This window comes from Methylococcus geothermalis (genome assembly GCF_012769535.1).
GTDB lineage: Bacteria > Pseudomonadota > Gammaproteobacteria > Methylococcales > Methylococcaceae > Methylococcus > Methylococcus geothermalis.
Genome location: NZ_CP046565.1, coordinates 799,074 through 815,121, shown reverse-complemented (window position 1 = coordinate 815,121; position 16,048 = coordinate 799,074). Strand labels below are relative to the sequence as shown.

14 protein-coding genes are annotated in these 16,048 nt (G+C 65.4%); 8 read left to right on the top strand and 6 right to left on the bottom strand.

All coding sequences use genetic code 11. The annotated features are described in order from the left end of the window. Position 1: 1 nt before the first annotated feature. Together GNH96_RS03875 and GNH96_RS03870 are read left to right on the top strand one after the other, a co-directional pair. Positions 2-436: an ArsC/Spx/MgsR family protein gene (locus GNH96_RS03875; protein WP_169602453.1), complete on the top strand. Its 435-nt coding sequence runs from the start codon at positions 2-4 to the stop codon at positions 434-436. Continuing rightward, on the top strand, positions 436-2,034 hold the full coding sequence (locus GNH96_RS03870; protein ID WP_169602451.1) for a SagB/ThcOx family dehydrogenase: 1,599 nt from the start codon (positions 436-438) through the stop codon (positions 2,032-2,034). The genes GNH96_RS03875 and GNH96_RS03870 overlap by 1 nt, the downstream gene beginning before the upstream one ends. A gap of 93 nt (positions 2,035-2,127) precedes the next feature. Here GNH96_RS03870 and GNH96_RS03865 read toward each other — a convergent pair whose 3' ends face one another. After that, on the bottom strand, positions 2,128-3,759 hold the full coding sequence (locus tag GNH96_RS03865; protein ID WP_169602450.1) for an alkaline phosphatase D family protein: 1,632 nt from the start codon (positions 3,757-3,759) through the stop codon (positions 2,128-2,130). 297 nt (positions 3,760-4,056) lie between these two features. Beyond that, entirely contained in the window at positions 4,057-4,359 is a 303-nt protein-coding gene (locus GNH96_RS03860) for a hypothetical protein (protein ID WP_169602447.1), read from the bottom strand. A gap of 151 nt (positions 4,360-4,510) precedes the next feature. Between GNH96_RS03860 and GNH96_RS03855 the strand changes: the two genes are divergently transcribed. Beyond that, the gene (locus tag GNH96_RS03855) at positions 4,511-5,260 is read left to right on the top strand and encodes a YkgJ family cysteine cluster protein (protein WP_169602445.1); all 750 of its coding nucleotides are present in this window, start codon (positions 4,511-4,513) and stop codon (positions 5,258-5,260) included. Between the two features lie 274 nt (positions 5,261-5,534). Here the strand turns inward: GNH96_RS03855 and asnB are convergent, their stop codons facing one another. From asnB to GNH96_RS03840, 3 genes are all read right to left on the bottom strand, one after another. Continuing rightward, a complete protein-coding gene (gene asnB, locus GNH96_RS03850; RefSeq protein ID WP_169602443.1) occupies positions 5,535-7,382 on the bottom strand; it encodes an asparagine synthase (glutamine-hydrolyzing) in 1,848 nt (615 codons plus the stop codon). Between the two features lies 1 nt (position 7,383). After that, on the bottom strand, positions 7,384-9,135 hold the full coding sequence (locus tag GNH96_RS03845; protein ID WP_169602441.1) for an ArnT family glycosyltransferase: 1,752 nt from the start codon (positions 9,133-9,135) through the stop codon (positions 7,384-7,386). A gap of 128 nt (positions 9,136-9,263) precedes the next feature. Then, positions 9,264-9,683 (bottom strand): Rap1a/Tai family immunity protein, encoded by a 420-nt coding sequence (locus GNH96_RS03840; RefSeq protein WP_169602439.1) that lies wholly within the window; start codon positions 9,681-9,683, stop codon positions 9,264-9,266. Positions 9,684-9,884: 201 nt separating this feature from the next. On the opposite strand from GNH96_RS03840, the gene GNH96_RS03835 reads away from it, so the two are divergent. The 5 genes from GNH96_RS03835 (at position 9,885) to GNH96_RS03815 (ending at position 14,861) form a co-directional block, all read left to right on the top strand. After that, positions 9,885-10,406 (top strand): DUF4136 domain-containing protein, encoded by a 522-nt coding sequence (locus GNH96_RS03835; RefSeq protein ID WP_169602437.1) that lies wholly within the window; start codon positions 9,885-9,887, stop codon positions 10,404-10,406. A gap of 84 nt (positions 10,407-10,490) precedes the next feature. After that, positions 10,491-11,402, top strand: coding sequence for an AAA family ATPase (locus tag GNH96_RS03830; protein ID WP_169602435.1), 912 nt, complete (start codon positions 10,491-10,493; stop codon positions 11,400-11,402). 13 nt (positions 11,403-11,415) lie between these two features. Next, entirely contained in the window at positions 11,416-12,381 is a 966-nt protein-coding gene (locus GNH96_RS03825; RefSeq protein WP_169602433.1) for a DUF58 domain-containing protein, read from the top strand. Next, complete coding sequence (locus GNH96_RS03820; protein WP_169602431.1) at positions 12,378-14,363, top strand: transglutaminase TgpA family protein; 1,986 nt, start codon at positions 12,378-12,380, stop codon at positions 14,361-14,363. Before GNH96_RS03825 ends, GNH96_RS03820 begins: the two co-directional genes overlap by 4 nt. Before the next feature lie 201 nt (positions 14,364-14,564). Beyond that, positions 14,565-14,861, top strand: a complete 297-nt coding sequence (locus tag GNH96_RS03815; protein ID WP_169602429.1) for a group II intron maturase-specific domain-containing protein — start codon at positions 14,565-14,567, stop codon at positions 14,859-14,861. Positions 14,862-15,051: 190 nt separating this feature from the next. Here the strand turns inward: GNH96_RS03815 and GNH96_RS03810 are convergent, their stop codons facing one another. Further along, a complete protein-coding gene (locus tag GNH96_RS03810) occupies positions 15,052-15,879 on the bottom strand; it encodes a hypothetical protein (RefSeq protein WP_169602426.1) in 828 nt (275 codons plus the stop codon). Positions 15,880-16,048 lie beyond the last annotated feature (169 nt).

Genomic DNA, 16,048 nt, shown 5'->3' with positions numbered 1-16,048 from the left:
CGTGGCTCTCGTCCACTTCTACGAAAAGCCCGGCTGCGCCAACAACGCACGCCAGAAGCAGATGCTCCGGGAGGCCGGGCACGAGCTGATCGTGCACGACCTCCTGGAAACGCCTTGGCGCGCCGAGGAATTGCGTTTATTTTTTGAAGGCCGCCCGGTGGCCGAATGGTTCAACCGGGCTGCGCCGCGCATCAAGTGCGGGGACATCGTCCCGGAACATCTGGACGGCGAAAAGGCGCTCGCCCTCATGCTGGACGATCATCTGCTGATCCGGCGGCCGCTCATGCAGGTCGGAGAGCGACGCGAGGTCGGATTCGACGCCGACAGGGTGCATGCCTGGATCGGCCTGAATCCCAACCGAGAAACGCCCCAAACCGACCTGGAAAGCTGCCGCCGAACCCACCATTGCCCACCGCCGCAGGATTCCGCCGATTGATGAACGACAGCGCCGAGGCCGATCTGCAATGCGTTCTGGCCTATCACGAACGCACCAAACACCGGCTGGAACGCTACGCCGCGGGGCCTGAAACGCTGGACTGGAGCGCCCAGCCCGACCCCTTCCGGACGTTCGCCGGCGCCGAACGCATCCTGCTTCCGCTGCTGGCCGACGGCCTCACGACTCCCTATTCGGACCTGCACCTGCCCGGCGCCGTGGCACCCCATGCGATGACACTGGATACCGTCGCGCTCCTGCTCGAACTTTCCCTGGCCTTGTCGGCCTGGAAGGAATATGGCCCCGACCGCTGGTCGCTGCGCTGCAATCCTTCCAGCGGCAACCTGCACCCCACCGAAGGCTACCTCGTCTGCGAAAACGTCCAGGGGCTGGCCGACGGCGTCTACCACTACCTCAGCCGCGACCATGCGCTGGAGCGCCGGGCCCGGCCTGGAGACGACATCGTAAGCGGTCCACCGCGGCTGCTCATCGGCCTCAGCTCGATCCACTGGCGGGAAGCCTGGAAATACGGCGAGCGGGCCTTCCGCTATTGCCAGCTCGACACCGGCCATGCCATCGGTGCCCTACGCTATTCCGCGGCCGCCTTGGGCTGGGGCCTGCGCCAGGTGGATACGGCGAGCTATGCTGCCGTCGCCGGACTGCTGGGGCTCGATCGCTCCGCCGATTTTTCCGGCGCGGAGCCGGAAGAAGCGGAACTCTTGCTGGAAGTCATCGTCGATTCGGCAGAACCCCCCGCCCTCCCCGCGTTCGCCGACCTGGACTGGACCGGCAAGGCGAACGTCCTCGACCCGCACCCGATGTACCACTGGCCGGTGATCGACCAGGTGGCCGAAGCCAGCCGTAGCCCCGGCGAAAAAATTCCGGCGCGGCCCCCGACGGATTATCCGCTCCGTTCCGGTTTGCCAGCCGTCGCCGCCGCGACGGTGATCCGCCAGCGCCGCAGCGCCCAGCGCTTCGACCGCCACTTCGAACTGGCCGGGGAAGCGTTCTACGCCTTGCTGGACGCGCTGCTGGCCCGGCCCTGCGCCCCTTGGGATGCGTGGAACTTCGCGCCGGCGCTGCACCCGGTGCTGTTCATCCACCGGGTCGAGGGATTGGCGCCGGGGCTTTATGCCCTGCCGCGCAGCGCAACGGGCGAGAGGAAGCTGCGCGCAGCCCTGCGGCAGGATTTCGCCTGGTCCAGGCCCGAAGGCTGTCCCGAACACCTGCCGCTGTTCCAGCTGGCCGAAGGCGGCTGCGGCCCCGCGGCCCGTACCATCGCTTGCCATCAGGCCATCGCCGCCGACAGCGCCTTCGCTCTGGGAATGCTGGCGGAATTCGAAGACACGCTGAACGCCGCACCCTGGCGCTACCGGCAGCTCTACTGGGAGGCCGGACTCCTGGGGCAGGCGCTCTATCTGGAAGCCGAAGCCCGCGGCCTGCGCGGCACCGGCATCGGCTGTTATTTCGACGACGCCTTCCACGAACTGCTGGGGCTGTCCGGGAAGGCTTTCCAGTCGCTGTACCACTTCACCGTAGGCAGCCCGCTGGACGATCCGCGGATAACGACCGAGGCGCCCTACGCCCGAACCCGGACATGAGCGTTCAGGGACGTCCCGGTCACAGCCGGAGGACGGCGGTGGCCGGCTGGCCCCGCCGCCCGACCATGACTTTGGAGTTCCCTCCCCAGCGGATCAATTCGACTGCATCATAGCGCCGAAATCGAAGATCGATTCCGGACGCAGGGTCTTGCTGAATATCGAAGCGCCGTAGAGGTCCTTGAAATCCACCGTGAGGGTCTGATCCACCCGGTGGATGTTGACCTCGCCGAAGAACTGCAGGCCGGCATAGGGTGACAGGTTGGCCTGCCCTGCCGGAGGGGCTTTATAGAACATCACCTGGGGACCGAAGGTGCCGTCGGTGGTATTGGGGCCGAAGGTACCCGCGTTGAGAGGGCCGGCGACGAACTCCCAGAACGGCGCGAAATCCTTGCTGGCGGCACGTTCCGGGTCGTAATGATGCGCCGCGGCGTAATGCACGTCGGCGGTCAGCCACACGATGTTCTTGATGCGATGCTTCTTGATGAAACCGAGCAGACGGGCGATTTCCAGTTCGCGCCCGGCGGCGGGGCCGTCGTTACCGTTGGCGATGGCTTCCCACCTGGGCCGGCCCTGAGCGTCGCTACCGTCCCCGATGTTCAATCCGATCGGCATATCGGCCGCGATGATTTTCCATGTCGCCTTCGAATTCTTCAGCCCCTGTTCCAGCCATTGGACCTGGGCGTCGCCCAGGAATGCCGTCTCTGGCCCTTCCTCCTTCTGCAGATTATAGGTATTCGGGCCCCGATAACTGCGCATGTCGAGGACGAACACATCCAGCAGCGGACCGTAGGACAACTGGCGGTAAATCCGGCCAGACTCCTCCGCCGAGTAGGGGCGCATCGGCGCATACTCGTGGAAAGCCTCCGACGCCCGGGCCACCAGGAGCGGAACATCTTTCACCGTATATCGGGCATCGGCGCTCAGATCCTTGGCGTCGGACCAGTTGTTGACGACTTCGTGGTCGTCCCATTGCCAGATCTGCGGAACCTCGGCATTGAACCGGCGAACATTGTCGTCGAGCAGATTGTATTTGTAGCGGCCGCGGAATTCGTCCAGGGTTTCGGCAACCTTGGCGACTTCGGGCGTGACGATATTGGTCCAGACCTGGCCGTTTTCGGCGCTCACCTCGGGCTTGATGATGCCGTCGGAATAGACGTTGTCACCGCTATGAATGAAGAAATGCGGCTTGACCTGGCGCATGGCCTCGTAGATTTTCATCCCGCCGAACGATGGGTTGATGCCCCATCCCTGGCCGGCGGTATCGCCGCCCCACACGAAACGGATGTCGTCACGCTTGCCGATGGTATGGAAATGGCCGATCACGGGTTCGCTCTGACCGCGGGCATTGGTCAGATCTTCGAACCACACTTTCACATGGACGTCCTTACCGGCAGGCAGCCCGACCAGATCCTGGCGAGCGGTATAGTCGGTACTTTCCAGGGCATAGGGACCGCGAATGACTTTTGCATCGGAAAAGTCGGGGCTGAAGGCGTATTCGACCATCATGCGCGCAGGACGGTCCGACCGGCTCCAGATCACCGCCTTGCCAGGGGCCGGATCGCCGATCTGAATGCCCTGCTCCACTTGCGGAACGGTGTTCTCGGCGTTGACGGAGGCGCAGGCGGCCAGCGCCAGAATCAGGCCGGGAATGAGCGCCAAACCGTAATTCCTCCCGCGGCCGGCTCGAAAAGCGGTATGCGGAAGAGTCGTAGGGGCGGTCGTCATGGTGAGTCCTCACTGCAATCAATGGAAGTGAGAAACCCTAAGGCCGAATTAAGTCAGGACGATGGCCGCCCAATGACGTTACGATGACGAGCCAGCATCCGGAAAACCTTTGGACCCGGCCGTTCCGGGCCGGTGCCTTGATCTGAAAACCGAGGCATAGGGAAAAGCGGACGGACAGCTATAGGGCGGCGCACTTCCAAGATGCCGTCCGGTGGGACCTGCCGATCGCCCCCCGCATCGGCGCGGCCGTCATGCTGAAACAGCCCCGAACGGCATCGCCGTCCGGGGCCCGACCCCTCAATGGGCCTGAACGCCGCTATGCACGTTGACTCCTGTCTTCGGCTGCACCCAGGCGAATTCCGCGTCCGGATTGGAAGCCACAATCGACTGCTCCTGCATCAGCTTGTCCGCCAGCATCGCCAGGCACTGTTCCAGGCTCTGGTTCGGATCGTTGTCCGGATCCTCGAAGCGGTCCAGGGAAATTTCCGGACCTTCCTCATCGTCTTCCAGCATGTAGATCAGGAACAGCTCTTCCTTGCCCGTGCGCCCATGAATCGTCGCCCTGAATCTTTCCCCGCGATACCAAAATTCGCCAACCATGTTTTTTCCTCGCTCCTCAGCATGTGTCAGTTGCTCCGGACACCCGGACCGGATGCCCTCGGCCTCATTTTACTACGATTTGTATGGTTATTAGAACCCTGGCCCGCTATCATATGGATTTCGTGAACAATTTTGCGGGGCGAAGACGCCGATGGCAGGCCAACACAGCAGCGATTCCGGACCCTTGTCCTTCTTCAAGGCCCAACAAGAAGCATTCGCCGAAACGCTGAAGCAACGCCAAGGCGCGGAAAACCTCGTCGACGGCCTGTTGCTGCAAGCCTGGAGCAGCTTCGACCGCAACGTCGAAATCCAAGCGGAAGGGATGCCACCTCTGGCTTGCCACAAGGGCTGTGCGACCTGCTGTACGCTGCGGGTCACCGCCACGGCGCCCGAGGTGCTGATGATCGAGCGCTATGTGCGCTGGAGCGACGACAGATTCAAATCCATCGGCATCGACCTCCCCGCGCGCATCGACGCCGCCGATGCCCGGACACGGGACCTGGACGAAGCCGGCCGAGTCGCGCTGAGGCTGCGCTGTCCCTATATCGAGGACGGCGTCTGCCTGATCTACCAAGTCCGCCCCTTGGCCTGCCGAGGCCATGCCTCCTACGACGTGCGCGCCTGCGTCGAAGCCGCCGCCGGCCTTACCGGCGAGATTCCCTATTCGGCCCCTCACAGGGTCGTGCGCAGCCTGGTCCAGAACGCCATGCAGTCTTCGCTGCGGGACGCCGGCCTGGCGTTCGGGCTCTACGAACTCAATCACGCCGTCTGCATCGCCCTGCAGAACGACACCTGCTGCGAGCAATGGCTGGCCGGGGCCGATGTGTTCGCGGCGGCGGCCATCAACGAACCGAGCGCCGAGGAAATGGCGCGCACCTTCGACGCGATCCGGGCAAGCTGAGAAAGGCAAATCCGCGCCCGACACGCGGCTCATCCGCCGGGCGCGGATTCCCTGAGAGCCTGTTCACGATCTTCCATCTCATTGAAAATGAGGGCTATGCGGAAGAAGAGTGACCCAAGCGCCATCAGCCGGGAACAGTTCGGACAGATCAGGGGTTTGCTGGAGGGTGTGCGCAAGCAGGCCAAGCCCCGTGGGGCGGACGAGCAGGTGCCGCAAATCCAAGCGCAACGCTCTCCATCAGACCGCGGGAAAACGGTGAACGCCTCCGGGTCTCTCAAGCCCCGGCCTTCCACTCCAGCCATTCGCTCACGACGATCAAAGTCCACAGCGCTCTGGCGTGGTCGGCGGTGCGGCGGTCGTGCTCGCGCAGCAGCGCCCGGGCGGCGGCTGTGCCGATGCCGATTTCCTCCAGGCGCGGACTGGAAATCCTGGCTTCGGCCCAGTCGTGCAGCGGGCCGCGCAGCCAGGCGCTCAGCGGCACGGACAGGCCGCGCTTCTTGCGGTAGACGATGTCCTTCGGCAGATAGCGCAGGGCCATGCGCTTGAGGAACACCTTGGTCTCCAAGCCTTGCACGCGGTCACGCTCGGGCAGGGTGGCGGCGAATTCGATCACATCCTTGTCCAGGAACGGTGCCCGCAACTCCAGCGCGGAGCGCATGCTGGCGCGGTCGGCCTTGGTCAGCAGGCCCTCGGCCAGGGAGGTTTCCAGGTCGTGCAGTTGCAGCCGGTCGAGCATGGTTTCGCGGGGGCCGGCGACGCGCGCCACGTCGGGCGGGGTCACCCCCAGCCGCCGCAGCAGTGCGGGCGAAATGCTGGACGTCCACAAGACGTGGCGGGCCAGGAAATCCAGCTCGTCGCCCTGGACGAAGCGCTTGAGCAGGAACGACACCGTCACCTTCTTGTCGCTCACCGGCCAGGCTTCCACCGCCTTGCGGATCAACGCCCGCAGTCCGCCGGGCAGGCGGCTGTAGCGTTCGGCCAGGCGGGCGCCGAAATAGGTGGGATAGCCGCCGAACAGCTCGTCGGCGCCTTCCCCCACCAGCGCCACCCGCACCTCGTCGGAGGCGCGACGGGCCAGCAGGGCGGTGGGTACCCAGGCCGGATCGGCCAGCGGCTCGCCGGACTGGCGGACCAGATCGGCGAGGGTCCCGGGAAAATCCTCGGGCCGCACCCATACCGGCGTGTAGTCCACGCCCAGCATGTCGGCCACACGCGCCGCATACTCGCCCTCGTCGTAGGAACCTTCGCTGAAGCGCAGGCCGAAGGCCTTGAGCTTGCGGTCGGGGTGGACGCTGCGCATCACCGCCGTGACCAGGGAGGAATCGACCCCGCCGCTCAAGAAAGCGCCGAAATCGACCTCGACCTCGCTCTGGCGGCGCACCGCCTCGCGGAACACTGCGTCGAATTCGTCCTGCGGATTCTTGCGCGCCGGCCCGCGGGTGAAGTTCAGGCGCCAGTAGCGGGTGCTCTCGACGCCCTTGACGTCGATGGCGATCCGCTCGCCCGGCAGCACTTTCCGCATGCCTTCGAAGGGACTGCTGGGGGCCTCGAAATAACCGGCCTTGAGGAAGGCATGAACCGATGACCGGTCGACCGGATACGGCACGGCACTGCCGGCCACCAGCGCCGCCGCCTGGGAGGCGAAACTGACCTGGCCGCCGCGGCAGGCATAGAACAGCGGGCGCTCGCCGGCGCGGTCGCGAGCGAGCAACAGCCGGCCTTGGCGCGGATCCCAGACGGCGAGGGCGAAGGCGCCGACCAGCCGCTCGACGAAGGCATCGCCCAGCTCCAGGTAGAGCCCCGGAATCACGGCCACGTCCGTCGCGTGCTCGACCGCCCTCCCGCGCTCCGCCAGCCAGCCGCGCAGCTCGGCGTGGTTGTCGATCTCGCCGTTGCAGACCATCATCACCCCGGTCTCGGCATCCGCCATCGGCTGCTTGCCGTCGTGGCAGCCGCGGATCGCCAGCCGGGCCATGCCGAACACCGCCGAACCGTCGCCGGCCACGCCGGAGTCGTCGGGGCCGCGGTGGGCCAGCGCCTGGACCATGGCTTCCACGCTGCGCCGCATCGCGCTCGTGTCGGCCGCGCCTTCCAGTTGCACCAAGCCGCTGATTCCGCACATCTCACTGTCCTTCTTTGTTCGGAGGCGCCAGCAAGGCGCCCCAATAGCCGAACCCCAGTTCGATCTGACTGGCGCCGTACTTGTCCGCGATGGTGTCGAGCTGCTCCACGTCGTCCCCCCGCGCCATCAGAAACACCGGATGATCGCGGCCGGCCAGCCAGGCGTCCCGCTGCGCCAGCGGCACCACCCGCTCCGGCCAGGGTTTGCCGCTGTTGAGGCTGAACAGCACGTAGTTGCTGGTGAACTCCCGCCCTTCGTCGCTGATGACGGTGATCAGCCGCTTGAGATAAAACGGCAGGCCGTTGGGGAGGCAATCCAGGCAGGCGATTTCGACTTCGGCGGGCAGCTCCGGCATGTGCGCCGCCAGCCGGCGTCCGGAGCGGCTGTCGGCGTAATCCGCGAGCAGACCGAAATTCAGCGGGATGACCAGTGCCGGCAGGCTGAGAAAGGCGGCGAACGCCACCCTGGAATCGCGCCGCCGCCAGGCGAACGCCGCCAGCGCGGTCACCACGCCCAAGGACACGACCATTGCCAACAAACCGGGCTGGAGAAATTCCGCCGTCTTGCGCTTCAGCCCCAGCACCCGCTCCAGCCAGAGAGCGTCGGAAGCGGCGGTGGCGAAGATGACGGCCGTCGGCGCGGCCAAGGCGAACAGCGCGACGGTGGCACGATGCACGATGGCAGCGGCCCGCCCCTCGCCGTTCGCCAGCGCGAGGGCGAAAACGCGGGCGGCGAGCACTCCGAGGGCGACGACGGCGGTCAGGATGTAGCCGGGCAGCTTGGATTGCGACACCGAGAAGAATGCGACCACCACGATCGCCCAGACGATGAACAGCCGGTCCGGCCGCGACCAGCGCCGCCGCGTCCGCCACGCCGCCACGATCGATTCCGGCAGCAGCAGGCTCCAGGCGAAGAAGCAGCTCGCGATGATGAGGGCGTAGAAATAGAACGGCTGGGTGCGGCGGAATTCGGTGGTGGTGAAGCGCGACACCGACTCCTTCATGATCCCGTAATAGGGGAAATCCGGGCATTGCAGCGACACGCCGACGAACCACGGCAGCACCACCGCCAGGAAGATCAGCCAGTTCGGCCAGGCGAAGCAGCGCCGCAAGGCGCCCTCGCGCCCTTCGAACTTGTTGAACGCCGCGACGACGAGGCTGGGTATGATGAAGCCGACCGGCCCCTTCACCAGGGTCGCGAGTCCCGCCGCCAGGGCGCCGAGCCGGTACCAGCGTTCCCGCTGCCTGCCCTCGTGTTCTTCGGCCAGATAGCAGGCAAAGAGGGTGACGCACACGAAGAACGCCAGCGTCATGTCGAAGATGACGATGCGGGCGAAGGCCCAGTACAAGGGCGTCGCCGCCACCACCAACACCGCGAGGCTGGCCGTGCGCGTGTCATAGGCCCGGCGGCAGAACAGGAACAGCGCGGCCAGCAGCGACAGGGCGAACAGCGTCGAAGAAAGGCGCGCCACCGCCTCGGATTCGCCGAACAGCGCGAACGACAGGGCCACCGTCTTGAAATAGAAGGCCGGCTTGTCCAGATAGGTCAGACCGTCATAGGTCGGCACCAGCCAGGCGCCGCTCTCGCCCATCTCCCGCGCCACCTCGGCGTTGCGCCCCTCGTCCGGGCTCAGCAGCGGCGCATCGCCCAGGTGCACGAACAACAGGAAAGCGGCGAAAAGAAAGGCGAACGCCGGCAGCCAGCGCTCTAAGCTCCGCGCCGGAGCGCCGGTACTCGTTGCAGGTATCGACATATGCTTAGGAATGGTGTCTCAGTCGAACATGGAAAAGGTATAGCCTACCGGACCGTTGCCCAAACCCGGATCGGCCATGGGCGACGGGGCAGGGGGATGCGCCCCGGCCAAAGCGATGGGGGGTTACTTTAGGATTTGGGCTCGGACGTCGCGGCCTCTTTCTTCTCCGGACAAGGCCACTTGTCCGCGCCGAACTGGAACAGCACTTCGACGGCCGCTTCCCTGTGGTGTCCCGGATGCGCCTTGAGCCAGGCGATGAACAGCCGGGCGACTGCCTCGCGGGAAGGCTCCGGCTGGGGCAGACAGACAAAGTGCTCGACGTCGGGCCCTTTGCGCTCGGCCAGGTAATAGTCGTAGGCACCCTGCATGTAGCCGTAGCAGAACTGAAGAGCGGCGACATGGGCCGGATCGGAAGGCGGCGTCGCGCATAGATCGGCCAGATCCTTGGCGTCGTGGATGACGAAATCGTCCACTGTCACCGCGCCGGCCGGCGTTGCCGCCATCGTGGCCGCCCATATCACCCCTGCCGCAATCGCCTTGATGTTCATGTTGTTCCGCCCCTCGAGCCGGAAGGATGAGACCCGCCCCGGACGCCTCCGGGACACGTTTTTTGCCGTGACATTCTAGCCGCTACGGCCATGGAAGGAAGCTTCGGCACGGGAGCGAAATCCATCCGATGTTCTTCAAAACGATATGATAACCTCAGATCAACCCCGAACCGGGGAAATGCCACGCCTTGAGGAGACAAGATGAACATTCGAGGAACACTGCTCGGCGCCGCCCTGGCGATGACCGCCGCCTGCGCCGACCTGGACATCAGGGTGCACACCGACTACGACCCGGCCGCCGATTTTTCGAAATACAAGACCTATTCCTGGATCAAGACGCCGCAGACCGGCAATCCCCTGATGCAGGAAAGGATCGTCCAGGCGGTGGACGCCCAGCTTTCCGCCAAAGGCTGGCGCAAGATAGCCGCAGGCCCCAGCGACGTGGCGCTGGGGGTCCAGGTGACGGCTCGGGAACAGGATCGGGTGGATACGTTCTACAGCGGCTGGGGCGGCTACGGCCATATGGGTATGGCGCAGTCCGAAGTCATCAAAGACACCGTCGGCACGATCATCGTGGACATGTTCGATACCCGGACCAAACAGCCGATCTGGCGCGGCACCGCCACCGACACCGTCTCCGACGATCCGCAGAAGAACACCGCGCTGATGCAGGAGGCGATGGACAAACTGTTCAAGGGCTTCCCGCCCGGACGGTCACCGTAACACCCATCCATTGGCAACGCTCTTGAAGCTTTTGGGGCCGCTGTCAGCACGGGCCGCGGCCCTTTCTCCCGGAATCGACGATACATGGACCCCGTTTTCTCCCGCCTGCTCGACACCGCCAATGCCGTCATCCTCGGCAAGGAACAGCCCATCCGGCTTTGCCTCTGCTGCCTGCTGGCACGTGGCCATCTGCTGATCGAGGACGTGCCGGGGGTCGGCAAGACCACCCTGGCCCGCACCCTGGCGGCGCTGCTGGGACTGAAATATCAGCGCATCCAGTTCACCAGCGACCTGCTGCCAGCCGACGTGCTGGGCTCTTCGATCTACGACGCCGCCACCCACAGCTTCCGCTTCCATCCCGGCCCGGTGTTCAATCCTATGGTGCTGGCGGACGAGATCAACCGCTCCACGCCCAGGGCGCAGAGTGCGCTACTGGAGGCCATGGAGGAGCGGCAGGTGACGGTGGAAGGTGAGACCCGGCCGCTGCCCGAGCCGTTCTTCGTGATCGCCACCCAGAATCCCAACACCCAGATCGGCACGTTCCCCTTGCCGGAATCCCAGCTCGACCGCTTCCTGATGCGGATCGAGCTGGGCTATCCCGACCCCCGTGCCGAACGCGAGCTGCTGATGGGGGAAGAACGCCATGCCTTGCTGCCGCAGCTGCCGGTCTGCCTGCCGGCGGAGGAACTCCTGGCGTTGCAGGAGCGGGTGCGCGGTATCCACGTCTCTTCGGCCTTGCTGGACTATGTCCAGGCGCTGCTCCATTTCAGCCGGGAGTCGCCGCTCTATCAGAACGGGCTGTCGCCGCGGGCAGGGCTGGCCCTGCTGCACGCCGCCAAGGCCTGGGCGCTGATGGAGGGACGGGCGGCGGTGCTGCCCGAGGACGTCCAGGCCGTCCTTCTCCCGGTCGCCGGCCACCGGCTGAAACCCGCGTCGGGCGGAGGCGGCGTGGCCGAAGCCGTCGCGCCGCTGCTGCAGGACGTCGCCATTCCCTGAGGAGGAGCGCGCGATGATTTCCGTGCCGATGGAGTGGAAGGAACGCTTCGACCTCCGCCGCTTCTTCAGCGGCGAGAAGGCGGTGGACGGGCCGATCCGCCTCACCCACCGCCGCGTGTTCATCGTCCCCAACCGGCGCGGTTTCGGGCTAGCCCTGCTGCTGGCCATCCAGTTCCTGGCCGCCGTCAATTACAGCAACAACCTGGCCTTCATCCTGACCTTCCTGCTGGCCGGCATCGCCATGCAGTCCACGCTGTACGCATTCCGCAACCTGGCGGGGCTCAGCGTGCGCCGCGGCAAGGCGCCGCCGGTGTTCGCCGGCGAACCGGCGCGCTTCGAGCTGCATCTGGACAACCCTTCTGGCATCCACCGGCTTGGCCTCGGCGCCCGGCTTGCCGGCTCTGCAACGACGATCCGCTTCGACGTGGCCCCCGGGGCCACGGCAACCCTGGTGCTCCATGCCGAAACCGGCAAGCGCGGGTGGCTGCCGCTGCCGACGGTAACCTTCGACACCTGCTTCCCGCTGGGATTGTTCCGCGCCTGGTCGCCGATCAACCTGCGCCAGCGGGCACTGGTCTATCCCCGCCCCGCCCCCGCGGGGATCGAACCGCCGGTGATTCCCGAGCTCAGCGCGGGCACCCGGCCGAGCCACGGCGAGGAGGAGGATTTTTACGGCTTCGCCGGCTACCGGCCCGGCGATCCGTTGAAGCGCATCCACTGGAAAGGCGTCGCGAAAGGCCAGGGCGTACACGTCAAACAGTATGCCGGCGGCGAGACGGCGGAGCTGGCGCTGGACTGGCAATACACGCCCGGCGCCGACATCGAGGCGCGGCTGTCCCGCCTGTGCCGCTGGGTGCTGGACGCCGAGGCGGCGGGCACACCCTACAGCCTGCGACTGCCCGGCATCGCCATCCCACGGGGGCTGGGCGAAACCCATCGCGCCCGCTGCCTGGAAGCGCTGGCGCTGTTCGGCCCATGACCCACCCGCCCCTGCCACCCGAGCTCCTCCGGCGCAATCTGCCGCTGCTGTGCGCGGCCCTGGCGCTGGTGGTGACGCCGCACGCGGCCGACCTGCCGCTCGACATCCCCGGTTTCGTCTGGCTGGCCTGCGGCTGGCGCCTGGCGGCGCTTGACCGTAAGGCGCCCATCCCTTCGCGCATCAGCCTGCTCCTGCTGACCCTGGCCGGGGCGGGGCTGGTCTATCTGCACTTCCACAAGTTCTACGGACGGGAGGGCGGCACCGCCCTGTTCCTGGTCGGGCTGGGTCTCAAGCTCCTGGAGATGCGCAGCCTGCGCGACCTGTACCTGGTGGTCTATTTGGCACTGTTCGTCGCCGTCACCGAATACCTGTTCTCCCAGAGCATTCCGATCGCCGTTTATACCTTGGGAGTCGTCACGCTGCTGATGAGCTGCCTGATCGGCTTGAACGGCGGGGAGAGCCTCAGCCTCGCCGGCCGGCTGCGCCTCGGCGCGAAAATGGTGATGCAGGCCATTCCGGTCATGGTGGTGCTGTTCCTGCTCCTGCCGCGCATCGCCGGCCCCTTGTGGAAGCTGCCGGAGGACGAGCCGGCCGGCAAGACCGGCCTGAGCGATTCCATGGAACCCGGCGAGATCAGCCGGCTCGGACTGTCCCGCGAAACCGCCTTCCGCGTCGATTTCGAAGGCGCCCTGCCGCCGCCGCGGGAGCGCTACTGGCGCGGCCCGGTGTTCTGGCGGTTCGACGGCCGCCGCTGGACCGCCGGCTACGACGAACCGCTCCCCGCCCGGCAACCGCCGCAAACGGCCGGAGCAACCTACCGCTACGCCGTGACCCTGGAACCGCACCGGCGGCGCTGGGTGTTTCCGCTGGAGACGGTGGAAACCTTCCCCGCCGAGCTGACGCGCGCCGAGGACGGCTTCCTCCTGGCCGCGGAACCGGTCCGCGAACGTCGGCGCTATGTCCTGTCTTCGCGCCCGGCGGCAACCTTCGACACATTGAGCGAGGGCGAACGACGGCGCGCCTTACAGATTCCGGGCATGCCCGACGAACGGGTAAGGGATCTGGTCAATGGCTGGCTGCTGGAGAACCCTTCCGCCGAAGCCATGGCCCACAGGGCGCTGCGCCATTTCCGCGAGGAACCGTTCATCTATTCCCTGCGTCCGCCGGCCATCGCAGGCGATCCGGTCGCCGGTTTCCTGTTCGACACCCGGCGCGGCTTCTGCGAGCACTATGCCGGCGCCTTCGTCTACCTGATGCGGGTCGCCGGCATCCCGGCGCGGGTCGTCACCGGCTACCAAGGCGGACACTGGAACCCGGTGGGACATTTCCTGGAAGTCGCCCAGGCCGACGCCCACGCCTGGGCGGAAATCTGGATCGACGGCAATGGCTGGACACGCTTCGATCCCACCGCCGCGGTCGCGCCGGAGCGTATCGAACGCGAGCTGGAATTCGCGGCCGGCGCCGACGGCGCAGTGGTGTTCGCCAGCCCCGTGGCGCAGGCATGGGGGGACCGTCTGTCCAGCCTGCGCGGCCTGATGCGCGACGCCGGCCTGATGTGGGACGCGGTCGACCACGCCTGGGTGCAGTGGGTGCTGGCCTACGGCCCGGAGAACCAAGGCCGGTTTCTGGAGCGCTTGGGGGTCGTCGACTGGAACCGCCTGGTTTATTGGCTGACCGGCCTGCTCGGGCTCCTCGCCCTGATCTCCTTCGCCCTGCTGTGGCCGCGCAGCCGGCCCGTCGCCGATCCGGCCCTGCGGCTCTATCTGCGGGTCGCCGGAAAGCTCGAACGCCAGGGACTCGTCCGCGCGCCCGCCGAAGGCATGCGCGATTTCGCCGCCCGCGTCGCCCATACCCGGCCCGACCTGGCCGAACCCTTCGGCCGATTCACGGCGCTGTTCCTGGCCATCCGCTACGGCGGCACGGCTCAGGCCGCCGCGCTCGAACGCCTGAAGGCGCTGGGGCGGGACATCCCGTCACGCTAATGTCACATCGCCATCGAAGCCTGGGTCGGGCGCCCGCGCCCATCCCTGGTTTGTCCCCGCCGCGGCGCAAAACATGATCACCGTCCAAACGCGCCTGGCAACATCCCGGACGATCATAGAACCCATAGGGAGGATGACCGCCAGGTCGATCCGCCGTATACGCCCTGGAAGTGGCGGAACCGCTATCGCGTTCCGCCCTACGTGGGCTTTGGCATCTCGGACTACTATCGCCCGATCCCCGAACTCGACCACTGGCTTCGGCGCCGGGTGCGCATGTGCTACTGGAAACAGTGGCGCTACGTGCGCACCAAGGTCAAGAACCTGTTGGCTCTGGGAACGAGCAAACGCCAGGCGATCCTGACGGCGATCAGCAGCAAGAGCTACTGGCGCCTGTCGCGGACGCTGGCGACCCAGACCGGGATGACCAACGATTGGTTGAAACGCCAAGGGCTCATTTCCGTCCGCGCCCTGTGGATGAAGGCCCATGGCTACGCCTGACATCGTCGTGTGCTCCCTTCTCGTGAACCGCCCGGTGCGGACCCGCACGCCGGGTGGTGTGGGGACCGGGGGTTAGAAGCCCCCGGTCACCCGATTACTAAGAGTTAAGAAAGTAGCCATATACGAGCCTCCCTCACCCCGTCCCTCTCCCAGAGGGAGATGGGTGTACGTGACATTACTTTGTTGAAACTTAGTAGGTCTCGCTCGGCGACGGAGGAAACTGTATTCCAAGCGACCTGCCATATGCCTCTATCGCCCGCGCGGCGGTAAGGCCGAATCGCCAAAGAGTAATGATCGTGTCGTACAACTCGTGAGCCTGCAAGCGAACCCGTTCGCCAATCTTGAAGTGACGCTCGCTGTCAACGAAGTGTAGTTCCAGCATTGAGTCTTCCGTGGTCACTATGCCCGGTCGGTCAATAACAAGTTCCTGGCCGGTCTCTTGGCCGCGAGCAACGAACTTTGCGTGCTGGAAGGTGATCTTTAGAGCCCCCGTTTCATCAACATCGAGAGTGGATACCACGCCAAGTCTGTGGACTACACATGTGCGAGCCTTGTTCAGACTCAAGATGTTCGCGTTGAAGCGAGTGGCTATTCCGAACTGTCGTTCAAGTTTCTCGAGTTTCTGCGGAAAGTGCAGTTTGTGATTCGTGCGGGGAAGGTCGTGGAAGACGCGGTGAAGCTCGGCAGCCTTCGCGCAACCCTTTGCCGCCAATGGGAGTACCTCGCAGACTTGGAGGCACTCATCCAGAAACAGGCCTGCTCCCTCGATCGCGTCTCGAAGGAATCCCCGTAGCAGCCAATCCTGGGCCTCTGTCTTGGCTTCGTCGTGGGTGAGCTGGGCGCCGTTTGCGGGTACGAAAGCGCCAAACTCTCGTTGCTCTGCCACCTGCTCGGCTGTCACTCTCTCGCAGCCGACTTGTAGCACTTTAGTCATGTCGAGCTGATGCTGCAGGCGACGAAAGAAGGTGGCTTGCAGCGCGACTAGGTCGATGTGGATGTTGAGGGGATCGGGCGGCATTTGTGAGGCCTAACAAGTAATTGAATAGTTTCCGTTCATCCCAAATAATCCATTAGCCATTTTTTCCTGATTTTGATGCAAGCTATTGGCGGGCGTATCGGCGTTTGGGCGAGACGGTTTCTAATGGCGGTCATTAGAGAAATCTTTTGTGGATCATTGGGATAGGTGG

What these genes read in the sequence shown, in the direction of transcription:
- GNH96_RS03870 (WP_169602451.1), top strand. Translation starts at nt 436, where the DNA reads ATGAACGACAGCGCCGAGGCCGATCTGCAATGCGTTCTGGCCTATCAC.
- GNH96_RS03865 (WP_169602450.1), bottom strand. Translation starts at nt 3,759, where the DNA reads ATGACGACCGCCCCTACGACTCTTCCGCATACCGCTTTTCGAGCCGGC.
- GNH96_RS03860 (WP_169602447.1), bottom strand. Translation starts at nt 4,359, where the DNA reads ATGGTTGGCGAATTTTGGTATCGCGGGGAAAGATTCAGGGCGACGATT.
- GNH96_RS03855 (WP_169602445.1), top strand. Translation starts at nt 4,511, where the DNA reads ATGGCAGGCCAACACAGCAGCGATTCCGGACCCTTGTCCTTCTTCAAG.
- asnB (WP_169602443.1), bottom strand. Translation starts at nt 7,382, where the DNA reads ATGTGCGGAATCAGCGGCTTGGTGCAACTGGAAGGCGCGGCCGACACG.
- GNH96_RS03845 (WP_169602441.1), bottom strand. Translation starts at nt 9,135, where the DNA reads ATGTCGATACCTGCAACGAGTACCGGCGCTCCGGCGCGGAGCTTAGAG.
- GNH96_RS03840 (WP_169602439.1), bottom strand. Translation starts at nt 9,683, where the DNA reads ATGAACATCAAGGCGATTGCGGCAGGGGTGATATGGGCGGCCACGATG.
- GNH96_RS03835 (WP_169602437.1), top strand. Translation starts at nt 9,885, where the DNA reads ATGAACATTCGAGGAACACTGCTCGGCGCCGCCCTGGCGATGACCGCC.
- GNH96_RS03830 (WP_169602435.1), top strand. Translation starts at nt 10,491, where the DNA reads ATGGACCCCGTTTTCTCCCGCCTGCTCGACACCGCCAATGCCGTCATC.
- GNH96_RS03825 (WP_169602433.1), top strand. Translation starts at nt 11,416, where the DNA reads ATGATTTCCGTGCCGATGGAGTGGAAGGAACGCTTCGACCTCCGCCGC.
- GNH96_RS03820 (WP_169602431.1), top strand. Translation starts at nt 12,378, where the DNA reads ATGACCCACCCGCCCCTGCCACCCGAGCTCCTCCGGCGCAATCTGCCG.
- GNH96_RS03810 (WP_169602426.1), bottom strand. Translation starts at nt 15,879, where the DNA reads ATGCCGCCCGATCCCCTCAACATCCACATCGACCTAGTCGCGCTGCAA.